The sequence below is a fragment of the Clostridium sp. genome, assembly GCF_036642255.1.
GTDB lineage: Bacteria > Bacillota > Clostridia > Clostridiales > Clostridiaceae > Clostridium_J.
Window position 1 is genome coordinate 1 of the sequence record NZ_JAVWDJ010000052.1, and the last position, 9,578, is coordinate 9,578.

Annotated in this window: 13 protein-coding genes; 8 read left to right on the forward strand and 5 right to left on the reverse strand. The window is 29.8% G+C overall.

The annotated features are described in order from the left end of the window. The coding region (locus tag RR409_RS18055) for an aconitase family protein (protein ID WP_332559168.1) at window positions 1–959 on the forward strand (959 nt) is incomplete at its 5' end. Between the two features lie 49 nt (window positions 960–1,008). On the opposite strand, the gene RR409_RS18060 is transcribed toward RR409_RS18055, so the two are convergent. The 3 genes from RR409_RS18060 to RR409_RS18070 form a co-directional block, all read right to left on the reverse strand. Further along, a complete protein-coding gene (locus tag RR409_RS18060) occupies window positions 1,009–1,698 on the reverse strand; it encodes a YjjG family noncanonical pyrimidine nucleotidase (RefSeq protein ID WP_332559169.1) in 690 nt (229 codons plus the stop codon). Window positions 1,699–2,012: 314 nt separating this feature from the next. Next, window positions 2,013–2,477 (reverse strand): DMT family transporter, encoded by a 465-nt coding sequence (locus RR409_RS18065; protein ID WP_332559170.1) that lies wholly within the window; start codon window positions 2,475–2,477, stop codon window positions 2,013–2,015. Between the two features lie 11 nt (window positions 2,478–2,488). Continuing rightward, window positions 2,489–2,911 (reverse strand): DMT family transporter, encoded by a 423-nt coding sequence (locus RR409_RS18070; protein WP_332559171.1) that lies wholly within the window; start codon window positions 2,909–2,911, stop codon window positions 2,489–2,491. A 92-nt stretch (window positions 2,912–3,003) separates the two neighbouring features. Between RR409_RS18070 and RR409_RS18075 the strand changes: the two genes are divergently transcribed. Then, the gene (locus RR409_RS18075; RefSeq protein WP_332559172.1) at window positions 3,004–3,696 is read left to right on the forward strand and encodes a helix-turn-helix domain-containing protein; all 693 of its coding nucleotides are present in this window, start codon (window positions 3,004–3,006) and stop codon (window positions 3,694–3,696) included. A 168-nt stretch (window positions 3,697–3,864) separates the two neighbouring features. Here RR409_RS18075 and RR409_RS18080 read toward each other — a convergent pair whose 3' ends face one another. Both RR409_RS18080 and RR409_RS18085 read right to left on the reverse strand, forming a co-directional pair. Continuing rightward, complete coding sequence (locus tag RR409_RS18080; protein WP_332559173.1) at window positions 3,865–4,491, reverse strand: flavodoxin family protein; 627 nt, start codon at window positions 4,489–4,491, stop codon at window positions 3,865–3,867. Between the two features lie 74 nt (window positions 4,492–4,565). Beyond that, complete coding sequence (locus tag RR409_RS18085; RefSeq protein WP_332559174.1) at window positions 4,566–5,105, reverse strand: nitroreductase family protein; 540 nt, start codon at window positions 5,103–5,105, stop codon at window positions 4,566–4,568. A gap of 130 nt (window positions 5,106–5,235) precedes the next feature. On the opposite strand from RR409_RS18085, the gene RR409_RS18090 reads away from it, so the two are divergent. The 6 genes from RR409_RS18090 to RR409_RS18115 form a co-directional block, all read left to right on the forward strand. After that, complete coding sequence (locus tag RR409_RS18090; RefSeq protein WP_332559193.1) at window positions 5,236–5,613, forward strand: helix-turn-helix domain-containing protein; 378 nt, start codon at window positions 5,236–5,238, stop codon at window positions 5,611–5,613. Between the two features lie 309 nt (window positions 5,614–5,922). After that, entirely contained in the window at window positions 5,923–6,453 is a 531-nt protein-coding gene (sigY, locus tag RR409_RS18095; protein ID WP_332559175.1) for an RNA polymerase sigma factor SigY, read from the forward strand. Beyond that, window positions 6,453–6,845 (forward strand): hypothetical protein, encoded by a 393-nt coding sequence (locus RR409_RS18100; RefSeq protein ID WP_332559176.1) that lies wholly within the window; start codon window positions 6,453–6,455, stop codon window positions 6,843–6,845. Before sigY ends, RR409_RS18100 begins: the two co-directional genes overlap by 1 nt. After that, window positions 6,845–7,054 (forward strand): sigmaY antisigma factor component, encoded by a 210-nt coding sequence (locus tag RR409_RS18105; protein WP_332559177.1) that lies wholly within the window; start codon window positions 6,845–6,847, stop codon window positions 7,052–7,054. The genes RR409_RS18100 and RR409_RS18105 overlap by 1 nt, the downstream gene beginning before the upstream one ends. A gap of 201 nt (window positions 7,055–7,255) precedes the next feature. Beyond that, on the forward strand, window positions 7,256–8,020 hold the full coding sequence (gene yaaA / locus RR409_RS18110; RefSeq protein WP_332559178.1) for a peroxide stress protein YaaA: 765 nt from the start codon (window positions 7,256–7,258) through the stop codon (window positions 8,018–8,020). Window positions 8,021–8,832: 812 nt separating this feature from the next. After that, window positions 8,833–9,578, forward strand: a 746-nt coding sequence (locus RR409_RS18115; protein WP_332559179.1) for an AI-2E family transporter, incomplete at its 3' end; no start/stop codon positions are given.

The following is a 9,578-nucleotide window of genomic DNA, read 5'->3' on the forward strand; positions in this document are numbered from 1 at the left end:
GCAAGAGATTTGGAATTGAATTATATAAAAATGGTGAAGGTATTTTACATCAGGTCTTTGTTGAGAAGTTTGGTGAGAGGCTAAAGGACAAGATTATTGTTGGAGTAGATGGTCATATGTGTACTTCTGCTGGGCTAGGAGCACTTCCATTTTCTATTACACCAGAAGAGATGGTTCATGTGCTAGCTACAGACAAATACACCATTGTAGTCCCTAAAATTGTTAAGATATATTTACAAGGTGAATTTCCAAAAAATAATTCAGGAAAACTTAGTGTTTCAGGAAAAGACATAATACTAAATATAATAAAACAAGCGGGAATTACTAATTTGAAAGGCAATGGAATACTTTTATGTGGACAGTCTTTAAATGCACTTACTGTAAGTGAAAAAATGACAATTTCAAATATGCTGGGAGAAGTTGGTGCAAAAACTGTTTATTTCACGGTTGAAAACTTAGAAGAAGAGTGTGAATTTTATAAAGTGCTCCAGATGAATGCTAATGAAATTAAAAGAGTAGTTGCACTTCCCGGATCTGTAGAAAATGTAGTTTCATTAGATGACGCTAAAGGACAAGCTGTTTCTCAGGTTTACATTGGTGGTTGTACAAATGGTAGGCTAGACGATATGGAACAGGTAGCTGAAATTTTAAAGAATAAAACAATTCACAATGATGTTACCTTAATAGTATGTCCAGCCTCAAGAAAAGTTGTCAACGATATGGATAGACTAGGCTATAGCGAAATAATTAGAAATAGTGGAGGAATAATAATAAATCCAGGTTGTGGTGCTTGCTCTGGTATACATCAAGGAGTTCTAAGCGACACAGATGTTGTTGTTACTACTACTCCAAGAAATTCTTCAGGTAGAATGGGAGATAAGAATGCCCAAATTTATTTAGTATCCCCAAAAACAGCAGCTATGGCAGCAGTTGAAGGAATGCTTGTTAGTGAACTTTAGTTATATAAAAAGCATGCTAAAATACTAAATTAGTATGCTTTTTATATTCTTATCTCTCCAATATATCCTTAAGTTCTAACAAACTAGAAATCTCATAAGTAGGTTTTATCTCAGTTTTATTTTCAATTTTACTTGGATTATACCAACAAGTATCAATACCAAAATTTATTCCACCTTGTATGTCGGAAGTTAAGCTATCTCCAACTATGAGCACTTTATTCTTATCAGTATGTTTTATATTGTTTAAAGCATGTTCAAATATTTTAGGATCTGGCTTTGACACTTCAACTTCCTCAGACACTACTATATTCTCAAAATATTTTGCAATAATAGATTTTCTTATTCTATTATCTTGAACATCCGTAAGTCCATTGGTAATGATTGAAAGTCTATAATCTTTATGAAGACTTTCTACTAGAGTTACACTATCATCAAATAAAAAAGATCCATTGCCTAAATGCTTGATGTATGCTTTTGCAAGCTCCATTTCATCTAATTTAATATTTAATTTATCACATAATCTTTTAAATCTTTCAGTCTTTAACTTTTTCTGAGTAATAAGTCCTTCCTCAAACTCCTTCCATATAGTAGTATTTATATCATGATATATTTTCAGATGATGAGTTTCATCATATTCTACATCAAATTCCAACAAAGTATTTTTAATAGCTTCTCTTTCAGATTTTTTAAAATCAAATAGAGTTTCATCTGCATCAAAAATTATAATTTCGTATTTCATAATAATCCTCCTCATATAGTTAGTTCTTTAATTTGTAGGTAATTAAATTTAAAACTTCACCCAAATATGAACTGACTTTGTCTTCTTAGTATTTTTTAGATATGATTGGTTAAATTGTTATTTTATAACCTCATAAAAGTATATAACTCATAATTTACTTAATTTTAATGTACACAATTCTTATGATAAAAACAACCTTTGAAATAATTGAAGTTTAGGAGTTTCCATTTCATAAATAGAACCAAACATTGTCTATGAAGTTTATGTGGTTTAGATAATGTAAATTATCACCGATTTTTTATTAATTGAACAGTTTAAATAGTTTCACTAACTTTAAGTTTTTTTTGTGCATACTTAGTATCAACTTTTGAATTTAATATTAATCCTATAAGAAACAGTACTCCTCCAATTATCTTGCCCGTAGAGAAAATACTTAAGTAAATATAATCTATAACTGCACTTGCAAGCATTTGACCTACGAACCGAAGTATAACTACATATACCGCTGGTACTTTATTAACAATAAGGTTAAACATATAGGTGGTTAAAACACCTATGAACCCTCCTAATAAATAGGGTAGGGGAATAGAACTTATAGATAAGTATGAAGGCATGGATTTTAACATAATACCACAAAGTATAATAGATGATATGGCGGCCATTAAATAATTTATAAAAACTCCATTTATCATACCTTCTCTTTGAGCAAGTTTTCCGTTTAACATCATATTTACAACTATTGTTATTCCAGTTAAAAAGCACAAGAATATATAGATCATTTTACCCCTCCTTACATAGTAATCATAAAAATTATCCCAAGTGAGATTATTGAAAAGCCAAGTATTTTTTCTTTCTTAAACTTATTCACCGGCATACCAAACAACCCCAAATGCTCCACTAAACTAGACATCGCGAGTTGCCCAAATAAAGTTACACCGATGGCAAGTGTTAATCCTATTTCAGGTATGGATATATTGTTTAAAAGTATAGTTATTACACTTAATATCCCTGGAAGGAAAAGCACAATGGGTACTTGTTTTAAGTTTGAAAGCTTATTTTTCTTTATTATGGATATAACTATTATTAATGAAAATCCTAGTACATGAAAGATTAAGGTGCTCATATATGGCCCAGTTATATTAGTTATCATTCCATTATAAAAAACCATTATTGCGAGGATAACACCATTTATAAACGCTAAATTTTTATACATTTTAATTCCTCCTATGATTTACAACTCTCTATAAATAAATTACAATATTCCTAAGAATTTAGACATGACATGTGTCATGTTAAGGAGGATTTATGAAAAAAATTTTAAATAATGATATTTTGAATCATTATATTCTAAAGCATAATATAGAAAACATACTAGATAAAGATATATTACATCATGCACAACTTCATTTTTATGAAAAAGAGGAGCATATTTTGGAGGCAGAATCTGATCTTGAATATTACTATTTACTTGTAGAAGGTAAAATAAAGATTTCTTATCCCTTTGAAAATGGAAAAGCAATGCTTTTAAAGTTTTATAAAGAATTTAATACAATAGGAGATTTAGAACTTTTAAAAAATCTTCCTATACTTTGTAACATTGATGCCGTAGAAGACACTTATTTGATAGCAATACCTTCAGATATACTTAGAAAAGAATATTTAGATAATCTGAAGTTGCTGCACCATTTAATAGATTCTTTAAGTGAAAAACTTTATGCAACCATTAATAATAGTTCCTATAATTTTGTATATCCTCTTATAAATAGATTATCAAGCTATTTGGTGGAGCATATAACAGATGAAAATTATATAGTTTTAAATTCCTCCTACATAGAAATTGCTCAATTCTTGGGAACAACCTATAGGCATTTAAATAGGACTTTTAAGGATCTTGAAGAAAAATTAATTATAAAATGCGAGAATAAAACGGTATACATATTAGATGAGGATAGGCTTAGGGAATTATCAAAAAACTTATATATCAAATCCCTCGAATGATATCATTAAGAGTATAACAATGATAACTAAAGCAAGCCAATCTCTAATTTTAAAAGAGATTGGCTTGCTTTAGTTACTCAAGATTAATATAAATCCATGTTTTTTTATAAAGAACTAAAATAGGTATTGGTTATTCTCTTTATCCATGTCATAGACAATTACTTATACTTAGCGTATAAAATTAGTCCAAACTCTTTGCTCTTTTTCAGGTAATGTCACCCCTGATTCTTTTCCAGCATTTATACATTTTAAAAGCCATGCCATGTTTTTACCTAAAGTTCTCATGGTTTGTATTCCCTCTAAATCTTGCACAACTTGTTCAGGGGTACTACCATGAACCATGTTCCAATATTGAGAAGATACTATAGGCATTTGTGAAATAGTAAAATATTTATTAAGCTGATCAAGAGCTGCAGTGGAACCACCACGACGGCAACTTACAATTGCAGCACCTGGTTTATATTGAAACCCATCTCCAGCATAGAAAAATCTATCTAGGAAAGAAGTTATCTCACCTGATGCACCTGCATAATGTACAGGAGATCCAAAAATAAAACCATCAGCATCCTTAGCTTTTTCTAATGCAATATTTACTGGATCATCATTAAATACACATTTATTTAAGTCATTTTTAGAACAGCCACCGCAAGCCATACAGCCACGAATAGGTTTATTTCCGATATGGAAAATTTCTGTTTCAATATTTTCCTTCTCTAATTCTTTTGCAATCTCATTTAGGGCAGTATAAGTACAGCCTTTAGCTTTAGGACTTCCATTAATAAGTAATACTTTCATGTTTATACCTCGCTTTAATTTTTTTGTTATCATAAATTAATAATACTAATGTAGTGCAAAATTGATACAATCAACTACCAATTTTCATAATGGACTATATCTTCAAGTTTTTTTCGTGGTCGGGATTTAGGTGATTCATTTGGATAACCAAGGGTAATAATACTAACTACATATTTATCATTAGGGATATTTAATATTGGTCTAATATCCTCTTGAGTAAACCACGCAACCCAGCAAGTTCCTAAGCCTAAGATTTCAGCGCTGAGGACTAAATGTTCTACAGCAATTGAAGTGTCTCGTATTACTTGTTTAACCTCTGGTTCAGGACTAATTTCATTTAATGAAATTTCAATATCTTCTTTAATTCTAGAACGTATATCTGCAACACATACAATAAAAACTGGAGCAGTTAACATCCATTCTTGATTATGAGATACTTTAGCTAATCTTTCTTTAATTGAATCTGACTTCACTATGATGAAATGCCAAGGCTGAGTATTAGAACCAGATGGTGCAAGCCTAGCACTATTAATAACCTCAATTAACTTCTCATCTTCAACTGGTCTATCCGTGTATTTTCGAATACTTCTTCTTAACCGAATTGCTTCAAACATATCTTTTACCACCTCTTGCTATATTGATACTATTTCTTAGCTATGATATTATTCTAGAGTATAAGGCTTGTTAGTACAAGTACGCACTTTTTTGTGTTATAGTACCTAAAAGGATACTATAGAAAAGGAGATTAATATGAATTGTGAAAAAGATGTTTTAAATATTAAAAATAAAGAGTATTCGTGCACCTTTGAGATTGCAATGGATTTAATAGGAGGCAAATGGAAACCTATTATTATTTGGCATCTTGGAACTAAGGGAACACAAAGATTTAGTGAGTTAAAAAAGCTTCTACCCCAAATAACCCAAAAAATGTTAACGCAGCAACTACGAGAGTTAGAAAGTGATTGTTTAGTTAATAGAAAAGTTTATCCTCAAGTTCCTCCAAAGGTAGAATATTCATTATCAGATTTAGGAGATAGCTTAATGCCCATTCTTAGAATGATGTGTCATTGGGGAGAAGACTACTATGAAAAAATTGAAAGTAGCACAACGGCATTATCATAAGTAAATATATATATAAATAAAAAAGGGTATTAAAAAAAGAATACATTGAGCAAATACTATTTTATTTGTGTAAGTAATGATTTTAGGGTGCCTGTCGCATAATTTATACGTATGTGGAAGGCACTTGCTACATTTAATTTCTTTTCTAGGATTATAATATGTATGTACTAAAGATATCCAAAGCAGTAGTAAATATTAATAACCAGCTGACATCTCTATATCTATATTAGTATGATGAACATATAATTTATATAAATTTGAACTATTTTTCTAAACAAGCGTTTAATTACTGAAGGGAAGTGATTGCTATTGAATGAGCTAGAACTTATAAATATGGCTAAAAAGGGAAATAAAAGCTCCATGAATACCCTTCTAACTGAAAATCTAAAAATACTAAAGGGTTATGTTATTAAAATGACTGGTGACCCACATCTTTCTCAGGACATAATTCAAGATACAATGTTAAAAGCAGTTTTGAATATAAAGAAGTTTGAGCCTAGAGCTAAATTTTCAACCTGGCTCATAAAGATAGCTACTAATTTATATAGGGACTATCTTAGAAAAAATAAATCTCTTGAGGTCATTGAAGAATCTTTTGAGGATCGTGGTCAAAGATTTGAAGACACTACTATTTCAAGGATTGAATATGAGGAAATCATGAAAATCATACAGAAATTATCTTATGAGAAAAGGTCTGCCTTTATATTGAAACATTATTATGGTTATAAGTACGAAGAAATTGCAGAGATACAGGGCTGTCCATTGGGAACAGTACGTTCAAGAATTCACAATGCAGTGAAGCAAATAGTCACAGATATGGAAATAAGGGAGATGATATGATGAAGGGTTTTGATGAACAGGAAGGAAAATCTATAGACGAATTTTATGGAGAGTCTAAAGAAGAAAACAAGTCTTTAAATCAAAATATTGACTTTGACAAAAAACTTGAGCAGACTTCAGAAAAACTTGATATTTTAAATGAGGATATTTTTGATTTTCATATAGATACCCTTGACATTATCGAGAAAGCCGATGGAATTAGGGAAGGAAAAAGGTTCAAGATTGAGATTTCTCTTTTCCTTAGTACTGGGTTATTGATTTTATGTTTATATGGATTTTTGGGCTTAAACCTTGGATACAAATTTATACTTTCTTCGCAAGTTGTTTTAATGTTCATAATTCCATGGGTTATTGTTCCAATATCAGTTAAAAGAAGAAGGAGTGAAATATAATGGGAGCAACAAAAAATGAAATTGTTTTTATAGTGTTAATAGCTATCCCTATCCTTCTTATTCAAGGGTCATGGATATTTTATGATGCTAGAAAGCGTAAGGAGAAGTACTACTGGCTTTGGGGTCTATTTGGACTGATAAATGCTCCAAGCAGCCTTTTAGTGTATCTTATTATCACAAGAGCCATAGGAAAAGAAAGGAGTAAATAGCATTTCAATGCAATGCCAAAAGGAAAATCACTAGCTCATAATGGTTAAATATACAATTAACAAAGATTCACTTTTTAATATAAACTAACATTTTTTTTTCATCAAAAATACTCCTAATTATAAGACGGTGGAAGATTAAAAGTTAAAATTTAATGATTTTATATAATTTCCTATGATATAATCTTTGCGAGGTGATTTTAAATGATAGTTATATTGTCACCAGCAAAGACAATAAATTTAAACAAAAATATTAATACTAATGTATTTACAGAACCAACATTTATTAAAGAAGCTAATTTGTTGATGGAAGAGCTAATGAATTATACTCCTCCTGAGCTAGAGAGCCTAATGAAAATCAATAGTGATCTTGCAGAGAAAAACTTTGTGAGACATCTACATTGGAATAGGGTACATGATTTATCAAACGGAAGGCAAGCTTTACTTGCCTATGATGGGGCTGTTTATCAGGGAATACATGCTCAGGACTTTAATGCGGAGCAGTTATATTTTGCAAATCAGCATATAAGAATACTTTCAGGGTTATATGGTGCCCTAAGACCCTTAGATATCATTCAACCTTATAGATTAGAAATGGCGACAAAGCTTAAAAACACTGAAGGTAGTAATTTGTATAGTTTTTGGAAGAATCAACTTACAAGTTATTTTATGAAAGAATTGAACTTTCAAGGAGATAATGTGGTAATTAACTTAGCATCAAGAGAGTACTCATCAGCAATAGATTTAGAAAAAATAAACGCAAAGGTAATTACTCCTGTATTTAAGGACTACAAAGGTGGAACTTATAAGGTAATAACTATCTATGCAAAACGAGCTAGAGGGATTATGAGCCGGTTTATAGTTGAAAATAGGATTACATCGCCTAGCGGGTTGAAAAATTTCGATGAAGAAGGTTATAGTTATAGTGAAGATTTGTCTACGGAATCAGAATGGGTATTTATTAGATAAATATAAGAAATTTGTAAAACAATCTTACAGGAAAACAAGTTAAATATAAATTAAGGGAAGTCAAATGACTTCCCTTAATTTATATTTATTAATAGCAATTCTTAAATACAGATTTTGGTATAAAAATTTATATTGCAAAAGACCTTGGAGTTTTATATTTAATTAAAGTATATCTTAATAAATAAGATTGTGTATGAATAAAAATTAATTATTCTCACTTGCAACAATTTTAATTTGATTGTTAAGTTACAAAACTGTAAAGTATATAGCCAAATAAATTTATGAATTGTAGCATATTTGAATAAATATAGTTAATTACAAAACATTTTAATATATTTATTATTGAAGGTTGTAATTTATAATAGGTGATTAATTTCATTATATGTTTTTAATAATGTTATAGTTAAAACATCTATATGAAAAACTCTGATATACCAATAAAGTACCTTTTTTACTATATTCCATGGCCATTGCTATGGCATGCAGTGCACTTGGTTCTTTCAATAACTTTACCAATGCACATACTAAAAGCAAATGGTAATAGATAGAAGTTATAAATTTTAGTCATTAAGATAAATCAGCTAAGCGCCAAGAAATGCTAGAGAACTTTTCTTAAGGGCTGTTTTCTTAGATTAAAAATTAAAGTTTTGGACTTCATGAAAACTGGACTTTCGTTTTATACAAAAGGTTCTAATAATTTCTTAAACCCTTTATTTTATCATAATAAAGTATTACAATATAAACATAATCATGAATATAATGGTATATTTATATTAATCTAAGAAGTACCTTATCTTAGACAGGAGGAGTATATGAATCTATTAATAAAAAGACTTGATAAGATTTTCATATTTTTTATTTTATATGCTGTTGTGTTTGTAGTTTTTGTAAAGACTTTAGGCTATACTTTGCCTTTTGTAATGGCCCTTTTATCAGCTTTAATTCTAGTTAAACCTACAAGACACTTAATCAAAAGATTTAAAATACCTAATGCACTGGCAGCTTTACTAACTACTATCACTTTTTTTAGCACTATTTCTATAGTAGTTTTTGTTACTATATCAAAATTGAGTCAGGAAGTAATTCAATTCACAAAAGGTGTACAAACCTATATTTCAACAAATCCTACTTTAATTTCGGATTTTCTTGGAAGAATAGAGAGCTTTTATTTTAATCTAGATCCCTCAATTATTGGGGTGATAGAGAGCAATCTTTCAAGTAGTTTTACAAAACTTTCGAATCTTGCTTTAGTTGTGTCCTCAGCAGTTTTATCCGGTGTAATTGGAGTAGTTACTTCTATGCCATATATACTTATGGTGACAATTTTTACCTTTATCAGTACATATTATTTTACAAAGGATATGGCCAAAGGAAAGAAAACCTTAATTGATTCAATTTCTCATGATAACAATAAAATATCTAGCACTCTTAATGAAGCAAAGAAAATGCTTAGTAACTATCTGATATCTTACTTAATGGTTTTATCTGTTACTTTTATCGTTGTGCTTACTGGGTTTCTCATTCTAAAGGTGAAATATGCCATATTTTTAAGTGTGGT